Below are 21,133 nucleotides of genomic sequence, written 5' to 3' on the forward strand. Positions count from 1 at the left end.
CGCGGTTCAGTGCTTACCGTGCTGCGGCATTCTGTCGGTTTCGGACCGATTGGCGTGGCCCAAGATTTCCATTCTTTGCCTTCGTTTCGGTTTGCGGCGCGCCGCGGTCCATGGCACCCCTGCGCGCATCGCAATGCCCTGCAAGAGGATGCCTATCATGCTGTCTTCACCCGCGCTTTCGCGTCTGCGCCAGGCCATGATGGCCGGCGCCATGCTGGCCACGCCCTTTGCCCTTGCCGCTCCGGCGCAGGCCGACGAGGGCATGTGGACGTTCGATGCCTTTCCCGCCGCGAAGATGAAGCAGGACTATGGCTGGGCGCCCGACCAGGCCTGGCTCGATCGCGTGCGCGCCTCGGCCGTGCGGCTGACCGGCGGCTGTTCGGCCAGCTTCGTGTCGGCCGAGGGCCTGATCCTCACCAACCATCACTGCGTGGTGGAATGCGCGCAGAACCTGTCGAGCGAAAAGGAAGACCTCGTGGCCAACGGCTTTGTTGCCGCGCGGCGCGAGGACGAGCGCAAGTGCCCGGGCCAGCAGGCCGAAGTGGTCACCGCCATCACCGACGTGACCGCGGCGGTGAAGGGCGCGATCGGCAGTTTGGCTGGCGAGGCACTGGTCAAGGCGCGCGACGCCAAGATCGCCGAGATCGAAAAAGCCGGCTGCAAGGATCTGGCCACCACGCGCTGCCAGGTCGTCACCCTATTCGGTGGCGGGCAGTACAAGCTCTATACCTATCGCAAGTATTCCGATGTGCGGCTGGTCTGGGCGCCGGAATTCCAGGCGGCGTTCTTTGGTGGCGATCCCGACAACTTCAACTATCCGCGCTATGCCCTCGATGCGGCGTTCCTGCGCGCCTATGAAAACGGCAAGCCGGTGAAGGTGGCCGCGCACCTCAAGTGGAGCCCGCGCGCGCCGCAGCCGGGCGAGGCAACGTTCGTGGTCGGCAATCCCGGTTCCACCCAGCGCCTGTTCACGATGTCGCAGATCGCGTTCCAGCGCGAAGTCTCCCTGCCGATCACCAACACCGTTCTGTCGGAACTGCGCGGCCGCCTGATCACCGCGATGGAGCAAAGCCCGCAGCGCAAGCGTGAAGGTGGCGACAGCCTGTTCGGCTTTGAAAACGCGCTCAAGGTCTATATCGGCCGGCAAAAGGCGCTGAACGACCCGGCGTTCGTCAAGATGCTGGCCGACAACGAAGCCACGCTCAAGGCCAAGGTCGCCGGCAATGCCGCGATCGGCGATCCGTGGAGCCAGGTGAGCGGGGCGGTGGCCGCCTATCGCAACATCTATCCCGCCTATCGCTTTACCCAGCCGATGGGCGATCTCTATGGTTATGCCGAAACGCTGGTGAAGGCCGCGATCGAAAAGGCCAAGCCCAATGGCGAGCGCTTGCCCGGCTATACCGACAGCGCGCTGCCGCTGCTGGAAAAGCAAGTGCTCGATGCCAAGCCGATCTATCCCTGGCTGGAACAGCTGGAAATGGAATGGAGCCTGTCCAAGGCCCGCGAATACCTGGGCGCCGATGATCCCGACACGCGCCTGCTGCTGGGCAAGGAAAGCCCCGAAGACCTTTCGGCGCGGCTGGTGACCGGCACCAAGCTGGGCGATCCGGCGGTGCGCAAGGCGCTGTGGGAAGGGGGCGCTGCCGCGATTGCGGCCAGCACCGATCCGATGATCGTCTATGCCCGCAGCCTTGAGCCGCGCCAGCGCGAACTGCAAAAGGCGGTGGATTCGCAGTATCAGGGTCCGTTGGCTGCTGCCGGGGCCAAGCTCGCCGATGCGCGCTTTGCCGCCTATGGCGCCACGCTCTATCCCGATGCCACGTTCACCCTGCGCATCAGCTATGGCAAGGTGGCCGGGTGGAAGGAACGCGGCGCCGATGTGGCGCCGGTGACCACCATGGGCGGCGCGTTCGATCGCGCCACCGGGGCGCAGCCGTTCCTGCTGGCCAAGCAGTTTACCGACCACGCCGCCCAGATCGACAAGGCCACGCCGTTCGATTTCGTCACCACCAACGATATCATCGGCGGCAATTCCGGCTCACCCGTGGTGGACAAAAACGGCGCCGTGATCGGCGCCGCCTTTGACGGCAACATCCACTCGCTGGGTGGCAACTATGGCTACCAGGGCGATGTGAACCGCACCGTGGTGGTCAGCACCGCCGCCGTGCAGCAGGCGCTGGAAAAGATCTATCCGGCGCCGGCGCTGGTGCGCGAATTGGCATCGAACTGAAAGACCTTGGTCCCGTCGGCGTCGTTATCGGCGCCGGCGGCAGCCAGGCGGCGCGCGCGCAGACTGGCCTCTTCAGTGCCGATGTAATCGCGGGTAAGCGGCAGGGAATCGCGGTGACGCACCAGCTGGAACTGGAAATTGACCATGTCGGCATGCTCGAACGCGGTCGCCGCGCCTGACAGATAGAACAGCCACATGCGATAGAAGCGCGCGTCGAACAGCGCCTCGATCTTGTCCTTGTTGGCCACGCAGCGTTCGTACCAGGCGCGCAGCGTGGGCGCATAATGGCGACGCAGCACTTCCACATCGGTGACCATCAGGCGGTTGGGCTCGATCGCGGCAACGGTTTCGCTCATCGCCGGGATATAGCCGCCGGGGAAGATGTACTTGCGCGTGAAGTCATCGGTGACCGAGGGCGGGCCGACGCGGCCGATCGTGTGCATCAGCATCACGCCATCCTCGGCCAGGATATCGTGGCACTTCTGGAAATAGGCGCCGAAATTGGGCACGCCGACATGCTCGAACATGCCCACCGAGACGATGCGATCATAGTGGTCGGTCACGTCGCGATAGTCGGTCAGGCTGAAAGTGACATGCCCGTCCACGCCTTCGCGCGCGGCCCAGCCCTTGGCATAGGCGAGCTGTTCCTTGGACAGGGTGATGCCATGCACGCTCGCGCCGGTCAGCTTGTGCAACTGGATGGCAAGACCGCCCCAGCCGCAGCCGATATCGAGCACGCGGTGTCCCGGGCGCAGCGCCAGCTTGGCGGCGATATGCTCAACCTTGGCGTGTTGCGCTTCTTCCAGCGTGGTGACGCCATCGGCCCAATAGGCGCAGGAATACTGGCGCAGCGGGTCGAGAAACAGATCGTAGAGCCGATCATCAAGATCGTAGTGGTGCGCCACGTTGCGGCGCGAGGCGGCGCGGGCGTTGACCCGGTCGACCCGGCCGACGATGTTGAGCCACAGCTTGCGCAGCGGGCCGGGGTTGTCGATATCGCCGGCACGCTCCCATGGGTTGTTGGCCCGCACGAAGCTGATGAAATCCATGATATCGCCGCCTTCGATGCGAACGCGATCATCCATGAATGCTTCGCCCAGGCCCAGGCTGGGGTTGCGCGCCAGGAAACCCGGCACCTTCTTGTCCATCAAGCGCAGCGTAAGATCGGGCCAGCCTTGTTCCTTGGTGCCGAAAACGCGGCTGCGGCCATCAGCTTCAATTACCGTCAAAGTACCGTGGCGGATCAGGCGCTTGAGCACCGGACCCAGGATAAGCATGGACATCGTTCAAAAAGCTCCGACGGTCCCGTCCCGTGTCCGGCCACTATGCACAAGCGCGGCCCGCCTGCAAGCGGACCGCGCCTTTTATTGATTATCCTGATTTTTCAGGAAATGCAGATCAGCGGCAGCGCGCGCCGCCACGATCGATTTCGCGGCCGAGCAGGCCACCACCCACGGCGCCGAGCAGGGTGCCCATGGTGCGGTCACCACGCGTGTCGATCGCGCGGCCCACCAGGGCGCCGCCGGCCGCACCGATGATCAGGCCAGTCGTGCCATTGCTGCGCTTGCAATAGTAACGGCCATCGCGGCCGCGCCAGATGCGCTCGTTGGCACCGATCGGGCGCGGTTCGCGATAGCGGCCGCGATCGTCGTAACGGCCCCAGCCATGGCCACGGCCGTGACCCGGATCGGCCATGGCGGGCGCTGCGGGGAGAACGATGGCCGCCATCACGGCGGCAAGGATGGTCTTCTTCATAGCTACTGTTCCCTGCTTATTGGGTCCCGAGAATATCGTGACGGTGAACACGGTTTTGAGCGATCCGATCCACAACCCCCGATGAACGTCTCGTTGTGTTGCGCGTTCCGCGATGAACCGCGCCTGGTGTGCGACCGGCCGACGCTTGCCCCTGACGCGCCCGCCCGATAGGCATGGCGCCATGCTGCTTGATCTCGTCGATGTATTCGCCTCTGGCCCGCTTTCGGGAAACCCGCTGGCCGTGGTGCGCGGCGGTGACGGGCTCGATACGCCGGCCATGCTCGCGCTGACCCGCTGGCTGGGTTTTTCCGAAACCACGTTTCTCCTGCCGCCCAGCGTTCCCGGCGCCGATTATCGCGTGCGCATTTTCTATCCGGCAGGCGAACTGCCCTTTGCCGGGCACCCCACGCTGGGCACAGCCAAGGCCTGGCTGATGGCCGGTGGCGTGCCGCGCACGCCTGGCCGCCTGGTGCAGGAATGCGGCGTGGGCCTGGTCGAGGTGCGGATGGAAGACGAAACCTTGGCGTTTCGCGCGCCGCCGCTGCTGCGCGGCGGGCCACTCGATGCGGCCGAGCGGGCCGAGGCTATCCGTGTGGCCGGCGTTTCAGCCGATGCCGTGGTCGATGCCATTCATGCCTGCAACGGCCCCGGCTGGCGCCTGCTGCGCCTGCGCAGCGCGGCCGATGTCCTTTCCGCGAGGCCAGTGGCCGAGGCGCCGGTGCCCACCGACGTGGGCCTGATCGGTCCTTGCGAAGAGGGCGATCCTGCCGACTTCGAACTGCGCGCATTTTTTGCCGATCCACAGGGCAAGATCGTGGAAGATCCCGTGACCGGCAGCCTCAATGCCGCCGCCGCGCAGTACCTCTTTGCCGCAGGGCTGGCGCAGGACCAGTATGTTGCCGCGCAAGGCCGCTGCACCGGCGCCAATGGCCGCGTGGTCTTGACCCGCGATGCTGATGGCGCGGTGTGGGTGGCCGGGGCTGTGGAGATGGTCAGCCAGGGCGGGGTGCTGCGCTAGGCCCGGCACCACCCCCCCCCCGACCCCCTCCTCTAAAGAGGATGGGGAGTAGTGTAAAAGAAAGCCCCCTCTTCTTCAGGAGGGGGTTGGGGGTGGTGTGAAACCTTGCGCTGCGCCTCAGCCCAAAGCCGCCTGCTTCTCGGCAGCCAGGCGGTCCAACTCGGCGCGGCTGCGGCGTTCGGCGGCGGTCTTGAGCTGGCCACAGGCCGCATCGATATCGCGTCCGCGCGGGGTGCGCACCGGGGCGGAGATGCCGGCCTCGAACACGATCTCGGCAAAGCGCTTGACCCGTTCCGGGGTGGAGCATTCATAGGGCGCACCCGGCCAGGGGTTGAACGGGATCAGGTTCACCTTGGCCGGCAGCTTGTACTGCTTGAGCAGGCGCACGAGTTCGCGTGCATCGTCATCGCTGTCGTTGCGGTCCTTGAGCATCACATATTCAAACGTGATGCGCCGCGCGTTGCTGGCGCCGGGGTAATCGGCGCAGGCCTGGAGCAGTTCTTCCAGGCCGAACTTGCGGTTGATCGGCACGATCTCGTCGCGCACGTCCTTGGTCACGGCGTGGAGCGAAACCGCCAGGTTCACGCCGATTTCCTCGCCCGCGCGGGCCATCATCGGCACCACGCCAGCGGTGGAGAGCGTGATGCGGCGCTTGGACAGCGCCAGGCCATCGCCATCCATCACGAGCTTGAGCGCATCGCGCACGTTGTCGAAGTTGTAGAGCGGCTCGCCCATGCCCATCATCACGATGTTGGTCAGCAGTCGCCCGTCGGCGGTGTAGCTGCCTTCGTCGGCGTCTTCTTCCACCTCGTCGGTGAGGTCCAGCCCCGCCATCGATCCCTTGGGCCATTCGCCCAGCGCATCGCGGGCCAGCATGACTTGGCCAACGATCTCGCCCGGCGTCAGGTTGCGCACCAGCTTCATCGTGCCGGTGTGGCAGAACCGGCAATTGAGCGTGCAGCCCACCTGGCTCGATACGCACAAAGTGCCGCGATCGGCGTCGGGAATGAACACCATTTCAAAGTCATGGCCATCGGCCGTGCGCAGCAGCCACTTGCGCGTGCCATCGGTGGAAACCTGGGCTTCCACCACCTGGGGACGGCCGATGACAAAGCGTTCGGCCAGCCACGGGCGCATGGTCTTGGCAATGTCGGTCATCGCCTCGAACGTGGTCACGCCGCGATGATACAGCCAGTGGAACACCTGCTTGGCGCGCAGCTTGGCCGCCTTGGCATCAAGGCCGGCTTCCTGGAACAGCGCGGCAATCTGCGGGCGGGGCAGGCCGATCAGATCGGTGCGGCCATCTTCGCGCGGGGTAACCGGGCGGGGCACGGGCACAGGATCGACATGGCCGGGAATCGGCATGGACACGGGAAGCGAGGTGGGGGCGTTCATGCGCCGCCATATACGCATTTATGGGAAAATCGCCAGTGGGCGCGAGTGACCCTGCGGTTTAGCGGCGCAACCACCCGGTGATCGCCAGGCGCGGTGCCCCGGCAAAGGGCGCCACCAGCGAGACCGAATGCGCTTGCGGCACGCGGAACAGGTGCAGCGCATTGTGCCGTGGCGCCAGGGCGCGGTGCACGTCACCCGCGCCATCGTGGAACATCAGCAGCCCGCCCCATTCCACCCGCCAGCGCGGCGTCAGGTTGAGGACATAGGCGGCAACGCGGTTCTTTCCCGCGACATTGTCATCATGGCCGGTGAGGAAATGGCCGGGCAGATAGCGCGTGGCCTGGCCATCGACCATGGAGATCGCCGGTTCCCCGGTCAGCGCGCGAAACAGATCGAGCCAGGGCGGCGTGTTGAATGCCGACACCAGCCGGTCCACCGGCCAATTGCGCGCGGTGCGCGCAGCGGCATCGTCGGACACGCGCAGGGAATCGAACAGGAACTGGAACCCGTCGCGCGCCTGGCCGTGCACCGCGTCGAGCAGCGCGACCTGCGCCTGCGGATCGAGCGCGGCGCGCTGGGCGGGATCGAGATCCCACACTTTGTCCCCTTGGTTGAGCACGCGCGAGAACGGCGCCTCGCCATCCAGCCAGCGATGCAGGGCGTCGGCCCCCGCCGCCGGCAGGGCCGGCTCCACGCGGACATGGCCATTAGCGGCAAATTCGGCGGCAGCGGCTTGGGCTGCGGCAGCGCTGACAGCGGGGGAAAGGGGGGTGGCCATGCCGCGTTCTAGCCCGCGAATGGCTGTGGCGCAAATGTCACAGATTTCTTGTTGTGCTACGTTCATGAAACCGGATCGCCTCTCCCTCCGTTCGTTGCAGGTCTGTCGGGTCGCAGCAAGGTTGCCAATCTGGAACCTCTCACAAGAGGCCAGGCAGCCAGCCGACAGAAAAAGAACAGTTCGAATGGAGTTGAACCATTATGAAGACCATTCTCGCCAGCGTTGTCGCCGTTTCGGCGCTCGCCGTTTCCGTTCCGGCCTTCGCGCAGGACGCCGGCACCCCCGACGCTCCGAACCGTACGTTCTCCGGCCCGCGTGTCGGCGCCGTTCTGGGCTATGACCTGAGCCGCTCGGGCAGCTCGGTGGACAACGACAACACGCGTAACCAGAAGCAGTCGATCAATGGCCTGCTCTATGGTGGTGAAATCGGCTTTGACGTGCCGGTGGGAACCAATCTGGTTGTTGGTGTCGAAGGTGAAGCGACCGGCAGCACGGCCAAGTGGTCCAACACGTTCGAGCCCAACACGTTCAACCTGGGCCGCGTGAGCGCCGGGCGTGACCTCTATGTCGGTGCGCGCGTCGGTTATGCCGTTTCGCCCAAGGCGCTGCTGTTCGTGAAGGGCGGCTACACCAACATGCACTACAAGCTGCAGGGCACCGACGGCCAGACCTCGGAAGACTACCGCATCACCACCGATGGCTATCGCGTCGGCGGCGGTCTGGAATATGCGTTCAGCCCCAAGACCTTCGGCAAGATCGAATATCGCTATTCGAACTACAGCCGCGCCAATTTCAACTTCAACGGCAACACCAGCGACCGTTTCGACGTGGACACCGATCGCCACCAGATCGTCGCCACCTACGGCCTGCGCTTCTGATCGTAGCCGAACCGTTGTTGCAAGGGCGGGCCGGGGGAAACCCCGGCCCGTTTCTTTATTGCCCCGCGCAACCCACGGTGGCGGCGTCCATCGCCGAAGCCGCGCCGCCCAGGCGATAGCTGTCGCGGAACGTGCGGCCATCGCGGGCCTTGCCGCTGACCGTCAATGTTCCCGCCGATCGCAGCCGCGCCACCACGGCGGCATCCATGCGGCGGTCCTGCGCCCAGGCCACCGCATCGCTGGCCATCAACACAAAGGTTTCGCCGTCCACCGACACGGTAACCTTGCTGTTCGGCGCAATGCGGCGCGACAGCCGCCAATGCACCTCGCCACGCACATTGCGGCGCGGCCAGGTGCCGATCGTCATATAGGGCACCACGTCGCGCGGGCGGCTGCTGGGTTGCGGCATGGCGATGGCATAGCAGCGCGGTACGGCGGAATCGCGAAATGCCCCCCAATCCTCCCACACGCCCAGCGAGTCCCGCGCATCGGCAGGCCCGGCTCCCGCAAGAGCCAGGCCGGCAGCAAAGAGCGCGGCGCTCAGCCTTCGGCCAGGTCGAGCCATGCGATCACATCGTTGTCGGTGGCGATGAACAGGTCGGCCTGGATATCCTCGCTCTGCTGCGCGGCCAGGGCCATGGCCTGGTCGAGCGGGCCATAGAACAGCGTTTGCGCCGCGCCGCCTTCCGGGCCATCGGACAGGTGATAGAGCCGCACGGTGGCGCTTTCATAGGTGGTGCGCATCAGTCTTGCCCTTGTTCCTTGCCGTCATGATCCAGGCGGTGCCCATCGAGCTGGCGGCGGGCCTGTTCCTCGCGCGCCAGATCAGCGGCCTTTTCCGCCTTGGTGCGCCCAAACCGCGCCCGGTTGGCGGCAGCCTGCGCTTGTGCGGCCTGGCGGTCGCGGGCCTTGCGCGCCTGGCGCAGATTGATCACCTGCGCCATCAGGCGTGCTCCGTGCCGCGGGACGAGCCGAAGAACACCTCTTCGCGGCCGTTCTCGATCAGCGCGATCGAACCCTGCACCAAAGAGGGCGCAATCGGCGCGCCATGATCGGGATGGGGTGGCAACCCGGCCAGCAGGCCACGCAGCACCCGGCTGGAAATGCCGTGCATCACCACGATGTGGGTTTCCTCGGAGATGCCCACGGCATCGATCCAGCGTTGCAGCCGCGCGGCGATCGCCGGGTAATCCTCGCCATCGGGCGCCGGGCGTAGCAGGTGATCGGCCAGCGTGATCGGCCCGTGTTCGGCCTCCACATCGTCATAGCCGCGCCCGATCCACGATCCCATGTCGATCTCGAACAGGTCGGGCGTGCGGTTGGCGGCGAACCAGTCGATCCCCAGTTCCTCGGCAATCAGCGAGGCGGTCTGCAGGGCGCGGCCGGTATCGGAAATGTGCAGCCGCACTGCGGGCCGCTCCCCTAGCGCACCGCGCAGGGCCTGGCCCATCATTACCGCCTGCTCAAACCCCTGGCGCGTCAGCGGGGTATGCATCGCATTGGATTGCAGGCGGCGCGCGGCGTTGAACACGGTTTCGCCATGGCGCAGCACGAAAAAGCGGCCGGGCAAGGCGTGTGGAAGGGGCGCGCTGTCGCTCATGCCGGCACCGGATAGCTGATACCCATGATTTCCCATTCCTTTTCCCCACCCGGTAGCCGCACCACGCGCAGATCGCCCACCCGTGCCCCGCGCAGCGCCCGCGCGATCGGCGCGCTCCAGCCGATCAGGCCCTTGGACGCGTCCTGCTCATCATCGCCCACCAGGGTCAGCGTGCGGCGGTTGTCGTCTTCGTCGGCCAGTTCCACGGTCGCGCCGAACAGCACGCGGCTCTGGTCGTCCTGCCGCGCCGGATCGACCACGCGCGCCGCCTTCATCCGCCGGGCGAGCCAGGCCAGTTCGCGGTCGATCTCGCGCATGCGCTTGCGGCCATAGAGATAGTCACCGTTTTCCGACCGATCGCCATTGCCGGCGGCCCAACTGACGATCTCGACGATCGCCGGCCGCTCCGTGCCGAGCAGGTGGTCATAGCGCGCGCGCAGGGCAGCCAGGCCGGCCGGCGTGATCGGGTTGCCATCGGGTTTCATCACTCCCGCCTTTAGCGGGTGGTGACCGCCACAAGCAACCTCAACCCGGCGTCGGCTTGCCCAGGATGTGGCTCATCGGATTGGGCCCGTGCCATTCGGCCTTGTCGGGATTCATCGCGTCATAGACCACGGCGTTTTCCAGCACGCGCTGCACATAGTTGCGGGTTTCCGACAGGGGAATGCGCTCGATCCAGTCCACCCATTCCACCGCGCCGGTGCGCGGATCGCCATTGGCGCGCAGCCACTTGTTCACGTTGCCCGGCCCGGCATTGTAGGCGGCCACGGCCAGCGGGGTGGAGCCGCCATAGATATCCATCAGCCGGCCGAAAAAGGCGCTGCCCAGCATCAGGTTGAACCCGGCGTCATCGGTCAGCGACTGCGCGGAATAAGCGAGGCCCAGCTTGCCCGCCTGCTCGTTGGCGGTCGACGGCATCAACTGCATCAGCCCGCGCGCGCCCGCGTGGCTCATCGCGTTCTGGGCAAACTGGCTTTCCTGCCGGGTGATGGCGTGGATCATCGTCCAGGATTGCTCGGTCCCCGGCGGCACCGGGATCAGCGGAAAGGCGATGTGCTGGAAATCGAGATAACCGCGCGCGCCTGCCGCCTGGCCAACGATCACGCCCAGATCGCGTCGGCCCAGCTCGCGCGCCAGTTCGGCTACCAGCATGTGCTGGCCTTCGGTCTGCTGCTGGGCGGCGATTTCCTTGAAAAAGCGCACGGTGGTGCGCCATTGCCCGCTGCGCGCCACTTCGCGCACGGCGAGCGTGAGCGGGCTGGCGTTGAAGCGGGCGTGCTCCTCTGCCGTGGGCATGGCGCGCGAATCATAGGCAAAGTTGGGCACCGGCTGGCCCAGCCGTTCCAGTGCAAGCAGGCCATAGAACTGATCGGCATAGCGCGCGGCCATGGCGAAATAGCGCTGCGCATCGCCGGTCAGCCCGGCCTGCGTGGCGGCGCGGCCGGCCCAGTAATAGCCCTTGGCCTTGGTGCCGGGGGTTTGCGCCGCGTTGCCATAGCGCCAGAACAGCGGAGCCGCGCCGGCGCCATCGCCCAGGCGCCACAGCGATTGCGTGCCGCCCAGCCACACCAGCGAGGTGTAGTCATCGCGCAGATCGTACGGCATCTGGCTGATATCTTCGCCAGGGGCAAAGGCATCGTCCACGCCGCGGGCAATGGCCACGGCGCTGCGTGCATCGCCCATCGATGCCGCGCCTTGCGCATTGGCGAGCAGTTCATCGATCCACTTGCCACGCAGCAGCGGGCGGGCGCGCAGCAGCGGGCGGTTGGCGAGCAGCGCCTGCGCGGCAATGCCCTGGCCCTGTTTGCGCAATTCGCGCGCGCGGGCATAGAGAAAGCCCGGATCGCTGTTGAGCTGGTCGGCCGGGGTGCCGGCGGCCGCGGCAAAGGGATCGAGCCCTTGCAGCGCCATCAGCCGCGCGCCATCGATGCCGCGCCGCTGCGGAGAGACGGCGGCAAAGGCGCGGTTGGCCTGATCGGTGGCGCCGGCCCACAGCAGCGCGTCCATCCGCGCATCGGCATCGTCGGGCGTGAACGTGGCGCCCCAGGTCGCCTGGATCGCGGCCTCGTCGGCATCGTTCATCGGCCCGCCGCGCCAGGCGGCCTTGGCCATGGCATCGGCATCGGGCCGGCCTAGCGCCTTGAGCGCCAAGGCATAGCGCGCGCGGCCGGGATTGGTCAGCGGCGGCTGCCGATCGAAATAGGCCACCGTGGCGCGCACGTCGCCACCGCCGCCCGCGCCAACCTCGCGATCGAGCGCGCCTTCGGCATAGCGGCGCAGGCGCTCTTCCTCGGGGAAACCCGGGTAGGTCAGCAGGAAGCCGGCATAATCGGAAAAGGCAAAGCGGTTGGAAGAAGTGAGCAGTTCCCAGCGCGATATGGCCAGGGCCATCGGCCCCTGCTGCCCGGCGACCAGTTGCGCGCGGGCGCGGTCCCAGGCGCTGCCATCCGTGTCGGGCCCGGCATCGCTGGCGTGCGTGGGCATTGACAGCGCCACCAGCGCGGCCAGCCCACACAAGCCATTGCGCAGGGCGTGGGAGACGGGGATTCGGGGCATGTCCATGGTGGACATCGTCGTTGTGGCCTCCTTATCCGGCGCTGAATGTCTTTTTGCCGTGGCAAAGCAAAGTTTGCTGGGCCGATGTTTGACGGACCCATATTTGCCGGGGTAAGCGCCCCACGGCAAGCGTCGAGACCTGCCCAGAACCGCATTGTGCGACAAGACGAGGGATAATGTCCATGTTTTCCGGCTCCATTCCGGCATTGGTGACACCGTTTCGCGATGGAGCCGTTGACGAGAAAGCATTTCGCCGTCTGGTCGACTGGCAGATCGAAAACGGTTCGTCCGCGCTGGTGCCCTGTGGCACCACCGGTGAAGCATCGACCCTGTCGAACGCCGAGCACCACCGCGTGATCGAGCTGTGCGTGGAACAGGCCGCCGGCCGCGTGCCGGTGATCGCCGGGTGCGGCAGCAACGACACGATGAACGCGCTGCTGCACATGACCTTTTCCAAGAAGTGCGGCGCCCAGGCGGCGCTGTGCGTGGCGCCCTATTACAACCGCCCGAGCCAGGCCGGCCTGATCGCGCATTTCAGCTATCTGGCGGAAAACAACGACCTGCCGATCATTCTTTACAACGTTCCGGGCCGCACGGTGACCGACATCCTGCCCGAAACGGTGTGCGAGTTGGCCAAGCGCTATCCCGACAAGATCGTCGGCATCAAGGACGCCAGTGGCGATCTTTCGCGCGTGACCGACCACCGCATGGGTATCGGCAAGCATTTCTGCCAGCTTTCGGGCGATGATGAACTGGCCCTGCCGGCCAATGCCGCCGGGGCGGTGGGCTGCATTTCGGTGACGGCGAATGTCGCGCCCAAGCTCTGCGCCGAATTCCAGGCGGCCTGCGCGGCCAACGACCTCGCCCTGGCGCGCGAGTTGAACGACAAGCTCTATCCGCTGCACTACGCCATGTTCGAAGATGCCTCGCCGGGGCCGGTCAAGTATGCGCTGTCGCGCGTGCACGAATGGATGGGCGAGGAACTGCGCCTGCCGATGGTTCCGTGCAGCGACGCCGCGCGCCAGGCGGTGGATGCCGCGCTGGAGCATGCTGGCCTGGTGTAAGCGGCTGGATTGAAGTAATTTCTCCCCTCCTCGTCAGAGGAGGGGCCGGGGGTGGTGCTGGCCCTTACGCCATTTTTCCACCACCCCCCGACCCCCTCCTCTGAAGAGGAGGGGGAGTTTCTTTTCAGATCAAGCCTTTGGCCTTGAGCGAGGTGTGGCCTTCGCGGCCGATGATCACGTGATCGTGCACGGTCACGCCCAAAAGCCGCGCGGCCTCCATGATCTTGTGGGTGATCTGAATGTCGGCGCGGCTCGGCTGGGTGCTGCCCGAGGGATGGTTGTGCACCAGGATCAGCGCGGCCGCGCCGATTGCCAGGGCCTTGGCAATGATCTCGCGCGTGTAGATCGCGCTTTCGTCCAGCGTGCCATCACTCACGATCTGGTCGAGCAGCAGGCGGTTCTGGGTGTTGAGATAGAGCACGCGCACGCGTTCGTGGTTCAGGTGCGCCATGTCGATGGTGAGATAGTCGATCAGTGCCTGCCAGCTGGAAAGCACGGGCATTTCCTGCACTTGCGCGCGGGCCAGGCGCCGCGCGGCAACGCCGGCGATGCGCAGCGCGGCAGCGGCGGCCTCCTTGATGCCGGGCACCGCCTGCAACGCGCGCGGATCGGCGTTGAACACGCCGGGCAACGAGCCGAAGCGCTGCAGCAGCATGCGCGCCAGCGGCTTTACGTCCATGCGCGGGATCACGGTCATCAGCAGGGCCTCGATCACCTCGTGATCGGCCAGGGCATCGTCGCTGCCGCTCAGCAGGCGGCGGCGCAGGCGGGCGCGGTGGCCGGATGGATCGTGCGCCGCCTCGCGCACCCGATCCGGCACGAGATCGGCCGTGGGCGCCGATCGTTCAGGAAAGAGTCGGGGTTCGTCCGGCATGACCTCGTGCGGGCAAGAAGGTGTGGGCGCAAAAAGCACGGCACCGGACCGACCGGCACGCGTTGGCGGGAAGAATGTTACGGCGATTTGCATTGCCCAAGCGCGGGCCATGCGCAAGAAGGGGGCGAATGGCGGATACGACCGATTTGGCGGAACCCGATGGTCCGGTGCCCAAAGGGCGGCGGCGGCATTGGCGTGTGGCACTGTGGGCCACCGGCGCGGCGGTGCTGGTGGCGGGTGGCGGCCTGTGGCTGGCGCGCAACCGCATCGCCGATGGCGTAATCGCGCGCGAACTGGCGGCGCTGGGCCTGCCGGCGCGCTATACCATCGTGTCGATCGGGCCTGGCCGTGAAGTGCTCGCCAATGTGGTGGTGGGTGATCCGGCGCGCCCCGATCTGGTGATCGAGCGGGCCGAATTGAGCCTGGCGTGGAGCCTGACCGGTCCGCGCATTGGCCAGGTCACGCTGGTGCGGCCGCGGCTCTATGGCACGGTCCATGGTGGGCGCGCGAGCTTTGGCGCGCTCGACAAGGTGATCTATGCGCCGTCTTCCTCCAAGCAACCGTTTCGCCTGCCCGATTGGCGGCTGACGATCATCGATGGGCGCGGCTTGGTCGATGCCGATCAGGGGCGGGTGGCGTTCAAGGCCGACGGGGCGGGGGCCTTGCGCGACGGGTTTGCCGGCACGCTGGCGGCGGTGGCGCCGCGCCTGGCGCTGGGCGCCTGCAGCACCGGGCGGGCAACCGCGTTTGGCCGCGTGACGATCCGCAACGAACAGCCGCGCTTTGTCGGCCCGGTGCGTGTGGCCAACCTGGCCTGTGGCAGCGCCGGCCTGGCGGTGCGCGGTGCTGACCTCAATCTCGATGCGCTGGCCGATCGCGATCTTGCCGGGCTGAGCGTCAAGGGGCAGTTGCGCTCCAGCGCCTTTCGCGCCGGCGCCGTCTCTGGCGAAACATTGGGCCTCGATACGGCATTGGCCTGGCGCGGCGGCGCGCTGCGCGGGCGCGTGGCGGCGACGGCCGGCGGCGTGCGCACCGCGCAGGGCGGGGTGGGCCTGCTGGAACTGGATGGCCTGGTCAAGGCGCGGCCGGCGGCGGCTGCAGGCGGCGTGCCCGATGCCGAATTTCGCGGCACGATCGATGCGCGCGGGTTGCGCCGTGGGCCGATGCTCGACCAGGCGCTCGCCTCGGCCCAGGCCGCGGTGTCTGGCACGCTGGCCGCCCCGATGGTGGCACAGGTGCGCCGCCGCCTGCACGAGGAAGAGCGCGGCAGCCGCTTTGCCGCCGATCTTACGCTGCGCCACGGCCATGATGGCGCCTGGGACGTGGTCGTGGCTCAAGGCGCGTTGCGCGGCGGCAGCGGGCAGGCGCTGCTCGGCCTCAACAAGGTGCGCGTGTTTGGCAGCAGCGCGGCGACGCCCCGCTTTGCCGGCAATTTCGTGACCGGAGGCAATGGCCTGCCGCGCCTGTCGGGCACGATGGAGCGGCTGGGCAACACCGGCGCGCAGTTTCACCTGACCATGGCGGACTATGCCGTGGGTGGCGGGCACCTGGCCGTGCCGGAACTGGTCGTGGTGCAGATGCCCGACGGCGCGCTGGGCTTTTCGGGGCAGACTCGCCTGACTGGCGCCATTCCCGGCGGGCGGGTGGAGAACCTGCGCCTGCCGATCAACGGCGCCTATGGCCGCCATGGCGCGCTGGCGCTGTGGCGGCGCTGCATTCAGCCCGCGTTCGATTCGCTGGAGCTGGGCCAGATGGCGATCGACGGGCAGACGCTCACGGTGTGCCCGGTGGGCGGGCAGGCGATCGTTTCTGCCGGAAGCACGCCGCTGCGCGTGGCGCTGGGCACATCGGCCTTGCGCATGACCGGGCGCATGGGCGAAACCCCGCTGCGCCTGGAAACCGGGGCCGTGGGCCTGGCCTGGCCCGGCACGCTCACCGCGCGCGGCGTCAACGTGGCGCTGGGACCAGAGGCCACCGCCACCCGCCTGACCCTGGCCGACCTTACCGCGCGGCTGGGCAAGGATTTCACCGGCAGCTTTGCCGGCGTTGAGGCGCGCATGGCCGCCGTGCCGCTTGATATCACGGGCGCCAACGGAACCTGGCGCTTTGCCGATGGCAAGTTGGCCCTGGCCAACACCGTGTTTGACCTGACCGATCGCGCCAGCCCGGCCCGCTTTGCCAAGCTGGCCGCGCGCGATGCCACGCTGACCCTGGCCGACGGGCGAATCGCCGCGCAAGCCGTGCTGCGCGATGCACGCAGCGGCCGCCCGGTCACCACCGTCAATGTCGACCATGACCTGGCCCGCGCCACCGGCCATGCCGATCTGGTGGTGGACAAGCTGGTGTTCGACAAGGATCTCCAGCCCGCGCAGTTGACGCCGCTGGCGCTGGGCCTGATCGCCAATGCCAATGGCGCGATCACCGGCAAGGGGCGGATCGACTGGCAGGGCGACAAGGTTACCTCGTCTGGCCGATTCGGCAGCCAGGGCCTGGATTTTGCCGCTGCGTTCGGCCCGGTGAAGGGCCTTTCCGGCACGCTGGACTTTACCGACCTGCTGGCGATGGAAACCGCCCCGCACCAGATTCTCAAGGTGGCCTCGATCAATCCCGGTGTGGAAGTGACCGACGGCAAGGTCGATCTGCAGCTCAAGGCGGGCCAGGTGGTGCAGCTCAACGGCGCGCAGTGGCCGTTCATGGGCGGGCGCCTGTCGCTCGAGCCGACCACGCTGCGCTTTGCCCTGGCCGAGGAACGCCGCTTTGCTCTGGTGATCGAAGGGCTGGATGCGGCGCAGTTTGTCTCGCACATGGAAATGGCCAACATTTCGGCCACCGGCACGTTCGATGGGCGCCTGCCGGTGGTGTTCGATGCCACGGGCGGGCACATCGTCGGCGGCGCGCTGGCCTCGCGCGGGGGCGGCAATGTCTCGTATGTCGGCGCGCTGACCTACAAAGACCTCTCGTTCATGGCCAACTATGCATTCCAGGCGCTGCGGTCGTTGAACTACAAGCACATGACCATAGCGCTGCGCGGCGATATCGCCGGCGATTTCGTTACGCAGGTGCAGTTCGGCGGGGTGAGCCAGGGGGCAGGGGCCAGCCGCAACTTCTTCACGCGCCAGATCGAAGGTCTGCCGATCCAGTTCAATCTCAACGTCCGGGCGCCGTTCTACAGCCTGCTGGGCACCTACAAGTCGATGTATGACCCCTCGGTTGTGGCCGATCCCCGCACCGTGGGCCTGCTCGATGCCAAGGGGCGCGTCGTGCCACGCACGCCAGCATCGGCCGCCTCGCCGGCCGGCCAGCCCGCCATTCAGCCTTCAGCAAGTGGAAACATGCCATGAGCCGCAAATCGCACTGCCCTCTCTTGACCGTGCATCATGGCACTGCAACGATTGCCGGGTGCAACGGCCAAAAGGGGGGTGCTGACGTGAGGCGCAAGGTTCTGGCCGCAGGCGCGCTGGCAGGGTTTGCCGCAACGCTGTGCGGATGCATATCGGTCAAGGCGCCAGACAAGCCGATCGTCATCGAGCTGAATATCAATATCAAGCAGGAAGTCGTCTATCGCCTGGCCGGGGATGCCAGCCAGACGATCGACAAGAACAAGGACATCTTCTGAGATGGCACGCACCACTGCTTTTTCCGCCCTCATTGCCGCCGCCGTGGCTTTGCCGCTGGCGATCGCCCCCGTGGCCGCGCTGGCGCAGCGCGATCCGGCCTATGCCGCCGCGCGTTCCGCCGGCCAGGTGGGCGAGAAGATGGATGGCTATCTCGGCTATGTCACCCCGCCGAGCCCCGCGCTCAAGGCGGTGGTCGAGGATATCAATCTCAAGCGCCGCGCGGTCTATTCCGAAAAGGCCCAGGCCCAGAAGGCGACGGTGGAGGAATATGCCTTTACCTCGGGCTGTCTGCTGATTGCCCAGACCCAGCCTGGCGAGAAGTATCAGGCGCCCAATGGTACCTGGCAGACCCGCACCAGCGCGCCGCCGCAGCGGGATTCGCGCTGTCTGTGAAAACATCGTCTTTCCAGTGCCTTGCGATTGGTATGTCGCAAGATTGACGCAAACGTATGCGTGCAACTGTGGCAAGTTCGGCGCACGGCGGTTGACTCGGGAAAACCCCCCGCCTAAGGGGCAGGCGCCCTCGGCGGGATGCCGTTGCGCATGATATGCCCTGTTGGGTGAACGGACATACCCTGTCCGATCCTTTGGCGGAGCATGGCATGAGTGACGAACAGACCGACGCAGAGCCCATCGGTGAGGATGCACGCCTTTCCAACCTGAACGCGCGGCTTGATGCTGCACGCCAGAAGGAACAGGTGCGCAGGCCAACGCCAGACCAGGCAAAGTCCGACGCGAACTATCGCATGGGCAACCGGGTCTTGGCCGACCTGATCGGCGGGCTTGCGGGCGGCGCGTTCATTGGCTGGGTCATCGACCAGTTTGCCGGAACGCGACCATGGGGGCTTCTGGTGATGCTGTTTGTGGGGATGGGCGTGGCCTTCCGCAATATCATCAGGATCTCGAACGGGCGTTCCTGATCGGGTCTTTGCATCCGATGGGTTTCCGGCCATTACACTGGCCGGAGCAGGGGGCGCCTTGGTGTTTTTGCGCGTAACGGGGACAAGCACTGTGGCCGAAGGAAAGGTCGATCCGGTACACCAATTTACGATCGAGCCGCTGTTTGGCACCGATCATTGGGCGATTGCCGGTCATAACATTGCTTTCACCAACTCGGCGCTGTGGATGGTCATCACCACCCTGGTGCTGATCGTGTTCGTGGGTGGTGGCGCCAAGAAGGCCCAGGTTCCGGGCCGCTGGCAGATGGCTGTCGAAGGGCTGACCGGCTTTGTCGACACGCTGCTGCAGTCCAACATCGGTGACGCGGGCCGCAAGTACCTGCCTTACGTGTTCTCGCTGTTCACGTTCATCCTGTTTGCCAACCTGCTCGGCCTGCTGCCGCTGGCCCTGGTCGGCATCCATCCCTTTACCGCCACCAGCCACTTTACCGTGACCGGTGTGCTGGCGATCATGAGCTTTGCGATCGTGCTGATCGTGGGCTTTGCCAAGCACGGCTTCCACTTCTTCTCGCTGTTCGTGCCGCATGGCACGCCGGCGGTGATGGTGCCGGTGATCTTCCCGATCGAGCTGATCTCGTTCCTGGTGCGCCCGTTCTCGCTTGGCCTGCGACTGTTCGTCGCGATGATGGCCGGCCACGTGCTCCTCGAAGTGCTCTCGGGCTTCGTCATCTCGGGCACCAATGCGGGCGTGGGCACCTTCTTCCTGGCCGGCGTGCCCAGCTTCCTGCTGATGATCGGCATCTGCGCCCTGGAACTGCTGGTTGCCGGCATCCAGGCCTACGTTTTTGCCCTGCTTACCTGCGTCTATCTCAACGACGCGGAAAACCTTCACTGACCGTCACCACCACCTGATACCGCTTCACACCGGTTTACGACAAAGAGGGAGTTTTTATCATGGACGCACAGAGCGCAAAGCTTCTCGGCGCTGGTCTCGCTGCCATCGGCGCCGGTCTGGCCTCGCTGGGCGTGGGCAACGTCTTCGCCAAGTTCCTCGAAGGCGCGCTGCGCAATCCGGGCGCCGCTGATGGCCAGCAGGGCCGTCTGTTCATCGGCTTCGCCGCCGCCGAACTTCTGGGCCTGCTCTCGTTCGTCGTCGCGATGATCCTGATCTTCGTTGCCTGAGGCAGCGAAGCGGACCATTGATTGACATCCGGCCGGGGTGACCCCCGGCCGGCCAGAACGACAGACAGGAAGCGCGGACCAACGCGATGCCCCAGATAGCCCAACTCGCCGCTACCTATGCCAGCCAGATCTTCTGGCTGCTGGTGTGCTTTGGCCTGGTCTTCTTCGTCATCGGCCGGGGCATGCTCCCGGGCGTGGTGTCGACGATCGACCAGCGCAACAAGCAGATCGCCGACGATCTTGGCGCGGCAGAAGCCGCCCGGGCCGCCGCCGACGCCGAAGAACAGGCCTGGCGCATTGCCGAAGGCAAACAGCGCGCCCAGGCGCATGACCTGATCGCCGCCGCCAAGGCCGAGGCTGCCCGCAACACGCAGGCTGCTCTCGATGCCGCATCGGCGCGGATCGAGGAAACCACTGCCGCAGCAGAGGCGCGCATTGCCGCCGCCCGCGCCGCCGCGCAGGGGGAAGTGCAAGACGTGGCCGCCCAGGCCGCGCAGGATATCGTCAGCCGCCTGGCGGGCCTTTCGGTTTCGGCCGAAGACGCGCGCGGTGCGGTGCAGGGAGTGCTCGCTCATGGCTAACGCGACCGCCACGACCGCCACGGTCGAACAGCACGCCGGCGGCCATGAAGCAGCCGAACCCACCATCCACGGCATCGGTGCCGGCGCGATCGTTGCCGCTGCCATGTTCGTCTTCCTGCTGATCCTGGCGTGGAAGAAGGTGCCTGGCACGATCACCAAGGGCCTCGACAACCAGATCGCCGCGATCCGCCGCGAACTGGCCGATGCCAAGGCGCTGCGTGCCGAAGCCGAAGCGCTGCGCGCCGAATACGCCGCACGCATCGCCAACGCGGAAAAGGACGCGGCCGCCATGCTCGAGCATGCGCGCACCGAATCCGCCGCGATCGTGGCCAAGGCCGAAGCCGATACCCGCGAGGTCATTGCCCGCCGCGAGAAGATGGCTTCGGACAAGATCGCCGCTGCCGAACGGGCCGCGGTTGACGATCTGCGCGCCACGGCCGCTGCCGCTGCTGCTTCGGCGGCTGGCCAGATCATCGCCGCCCGCCACGGCGCCGATGCTGACCGCGCGCTGGTCGACAACGCGATTGCCGGACTGACCCACTAAGCAGTCCTGCGCCAGGCGCATCAAACAAGGCCCCGCCGGGAAACCGGACGGGGCCTTTTTGCGTCCGCCTTGAAAGCGCCTTGGCGCGGATGGGCACCACGGCAAAAGGCCCGGAACGCCACATGGGCATTCCGGGCCTATCTGCTGCCGCTGCTGGCTGTG

23 protein-coding genes are annotated in these 21,133 nt (G+C 66.4%); 12 read left to right on the forward strand and 11 right to left on the reverse strand.

What is annotated here, in order from left to right; all coding sequences use genetic code 11:
• Nucleotides 1-157: 157 nt before the first annotated feature.
• Nucleotides 158-2,230: a S46 family peptidase gene (locus IP65_RS12425; protein ID WP_022675990.1), complete on the forward strand. Its 2,073-nt coding sequence runs from the start codon at nt 158-160 to the stop codon at nt 2,228-2,230.
• Here IP65_RS12425 and IP65_RS12430 read toward each other — a convergent pair.
• Together IP65_RS12430 and IP65_RS12435 are read right to left on the reverse strand one after the other, a co-directional pair.
• Nucleotides 2,188-3,507 (reverse strand): cyclopropane-fatty-acyl-phospholipid synthase family protein, encoded by a 1,320-nt coding sequence (locus IP65_RS12430; protein ID WP_082350118.1) that lies wholly within the window; start codon nt 3,505-3,507, stop codon nt 2,188-2,190. The two genes, IP65_RS12425 and IP65_RS12430, sit on opposite strands and share 43 nt — an antisense overlap.
• Nucleotides 3,508-3,628: 121 nt before the next feature.
• Complete coding sequence (locus IP65_RS12435) at nt 3,629-3,985, reverse strand: glycine zipper 2TM domain-containing protein (protein ID WP_022675988.1); 357 nt, start codon at nt 3,983-3,985, stop codon at nt 3,629-3,631.
• Nucleotides 3,986-4,166: 181 nt separating this feature from the next.
• On the opposite strand from IP65_RS12435, the gene IP65_RS12440 reads away from it, so the two are divergent.
• A complete protein-coding gene (locus tag IP65_RS12440) occupies nt 4,167-5,003 on the forward strand; it encodes a PhzF family phenazine biosynthesis protein (RefSeq protein WP_022675987.1) in 837 nt (278 codons plus the stop codon).
• 117 nt (nt 5,004-5,120) lie between these two features.
• Here IP65_RS12440 and rlmN read toward each other — a convergent pair whose 3' ends face one another.
• Nucleotides 5,121-6,398 (reverse strand): 23S rRNA (adenine(2503)-C(2))-methyltransferase RlmN, encoded by a 1,278-nt coding sequence (gene rlmN / locus IP65_RS12445; protein ID WP_022675986.1) that lies wholly within the window; start codon nt 6,396-6,398, stop codon nt 5,121-5,123.
• A 58-nt stretch (nt 6,399-6,456) separates the two neighbouring features.
• On the reverse strand, nt 6,457-7,176 hold the full coding sequence (locus IP65_RS12450; RefSeq protein WP_022675985.1) for a 2OG-Fe(II) oxygenase family protein: 720 nt from the start codon (nt 7,174-7,176) through the stop codon (nt 6,457-6,459).
• A 200-nt stretch (nt 7,177-7,376) separates the two neighbouring features.
• Between IP65_RS12450 and IP65_RS12455 the strand changes: the two genes are divergently transcribed.
• A complete protein-coding gene (locus tag IP65_RS12455) occupies nt 7,377-8,054 on the forward strand; it encodes an outer membrane protein (protein WP_022675984.1) in 678 nt (225 codons plus the stop codon).
• A gap of 55 nt (nt 8,055-8,109) precedes the next feature.
• Here the strand turns inward: IP65_RS12455 and IP65_RS12460 are convergent, their stop codons facing one another.
• From IP65_RS12460 to IP65_RS12485, 6 genes are read right to left on the reverse strand one after another with little or no spacing between them, the layout of a single operon-like run.
• Nucleotides 8,110-8,619: a hypothetical protein gene (locus tag IP65_RS12460; protein ID WP_022675983.1), complete on the reverse strand. Its 510-nt coding sequence runs from the start codon at nt 8,617-8,619 to the stop codon at nt 8,110-8,112.
• On the reverse strand, nt 8,595-8,798 hold the full coding sequence (locus tag IP65_RS12465) for a hypothetical protein (protein WP_022675982.1): 204 nt from the start codon (nt 8,796-8,798) through the stop codon (nt 8,595-8,597). Before IP65_RS12465 ends, IP65_RS12460 begins: the two co-directional genes overlap by 25 nt.
• Entirely contained in the window at nt 8,798-8,998 is a 201-nt protein-coding gene (locus IP65_RS12470; RefSeq protein ID WP_022675981.1) for a DUF4169 family protein, read from the reverse strand. Before IP65_RS12470 ends, IP65_RS12465 begins: the two co-directional genes overlap by 1 nt.
• Nucleotides 8,998-9,654 (reverse strand): histidine phosphatase family protein, encoded by a 657-nt coding sequence (locus IP65_RS12475; protein ID WP_022675980.1) that lies wholly within the window; start codon nt 9,652-9,654, stop codon nt 8,998-9,000. Before IP65_RS12475 ends, IP65_RS12470 begins: the two co-directional genes overlap by 1 nt.
• Nucleotides 9,651-10,139 (reverse strand): transcription elongation factor GreB, encoded by a 489-nt coding sequence (greB, locus tag IP65_RS12480; RefSeq protein ID WP_022675979.1) that lies wholly within the window; start codon nt 10,137-10,139, stop codon nt 9,651-9,653. The genes IP65_RS12475 and greB overlap by 4 nt, the downstream gene beginning before the upstream one ends.
• A gap of 40 nt (nt 10,140-10,179) precedes the next feature.
• Nucleotides 10,180-12,225 (reverse strand): lytic transglycosylase domain-containing protein, encoded by a 2,046-nt coding sequence (locus tag IP65_RS12485; protein WP_082350119.1) that lies wholly within the window; start codon nt 12,223-12,225, stop codon nt 10,180-10,182.
• 167 nt (nt 12,226-12,392) lie between these two features.
• Between IP65_RS12485 and dapA the strand changes: the two genes are divergently transcribed.
• Complete coding sequence (gene dapA, locus IP65_RS12490; protein ID WP_022674870.1) at nt 12,393-13,274, forward strand: 4-hydroxy-tetrahydrodipicolinate synthase; 882 nt, start codon at nt 12,393-12,395, stop codon at nt 13,272-13,274.
• Nucleotides 13,275-13,398: 124 nt separating this feature from the next.
• Here dapA and radC read toward each other — a convergent pair whose 3' ends face one another.
• On the reverse strand, nt 13,399-14,148 hold the full coding sequence (radC, locus tag IP65_RS12495; RefSeq protein ID WP_054131954.1) for a DNA repair protein RadC: 750 nt from the start codon (nt 14,146-14,148) through the stop codon (nt 13,399-13,401).
• 128 nt (nt 14,149-14,276) lie between these two features.
• Here radC and IP65_RS12500 point away from each other — a divergent pair, with 128 nt between their 5' ends.
• The 8 genes from IP65_RS12500 (at nt 14,277) to IP65_RS12535 (ending at nt 20,971) form a co-directional block, all read left to right on the forward strand.
• Complete coding sequence (locus IP65_RS12500) at nt 14,277-17,489, forward strand: YdbH domain-containing protein (RefSeq protein ID WP_054131955.1); 3,213 nt, start codon at nt 14,277-14,279, stop codon at nt 17,487-17,489.
• Nucleotides 17,490-17,575: 86 nt separating this feature from the next.
• The gene (locus tag IP65_RS12505; protein WP_231627680.1) at nt 17,576-17,764 is read left to right on the forward strand and encodes a YnbE family lipoprotein; all 189 of its coding nucleotides are present in this window, start codon (nt 17,576-17,578) and stop codon (nt 17,762-17,764) included.
• Nucleotide 17,765: 1 nt separating this feature from the next.
• On the forward strand, nt 17,766-18,158 hold the full coding sequence (locus tag IP65_RS12510) for a YdbL family protein (protein ID WP_022677861.1): 393 nt from the start codon (nt 17,766-17,768) through the stop codon (nt 18,156-18,158).
• A 209-nt stretch (nt 18,159-18,367) separates the two neighbouring features.
• On the forward strand, nt 18,368-18,685 hold the full coding sequence (locus tag IP65_RS12515; protein WP_022677862.1) for an AtpZ/AtpI family protein: 318 nt from the start codon (nt 18,368-18,370) through the stop codon (nt 18,683-18,685).
• A 91-nt stretch (nt 18,686-18,776) separates the two neighbouring features.
• Nucleotides 18,777-19,559, forward strand: coding sequence for a F0F1 ATP synthase subunit A (locus tag IP65_RS12520; protein ID WP_022677863.1), 783 nt, complete (start codon nt 18,777-18,779; stop codon nt 19,557-19,559).
• 59 nt (nt 19,560-19,618) lie between these two features.
• Nucleotides 19,619-19,846 (forward strand): F0F1 ATP synthase subunit C, encoded by a 228-nt coding sequence (locus tag IP65_RS12525; RefSeq protein WP_022677864.1) that lies wholly within the window; start codon nt 19,619-19,621, stop codon nt 19,844-19,846.
• A gap of 86 nt (nt 19,847-19,932) precedes the next feature.
• Nucleotides 19,933-20,427 carry a H+-transporting two-sector ATPase subunit B/B' gene (locus IP65_RS12530; protein WP_022677865.1) on the forward strand — a complete coding sequence of 165 codons (495 nt, stop codon included), beginning with the start codon at nt 19,933-19,935 and terminating at the stop codon, nt 20,425-20,427.
• Nucleotides 20,420-20,971 (forward strand): ATP synthase subunit B, encoded by a 552-nt coding sequence (locus IP65_RS12535; RefSeq protein WP_022677866.1) that lies wholly within the window; start codon nt 20,420-20,422, stop codon nt 20,969-20,971. The genes IP65_RS12530 and IP65_RS12535 overlap by 8 nt, the downstream gene beginning before the upstream one ends.
• Nucleotides 20,972-21,133: the final 162 nt, after the last annotated feature.

Source organism: Novosphingobium sp. AAP1, from assembly GCF_001295765.1.
GTDB lineage: Bacteria > Pseudomonadota > Alphaproteobacteria > Sphingomonadales > Sphingomonadaceae > Novosphingobium > Novosphingobium capsulatum.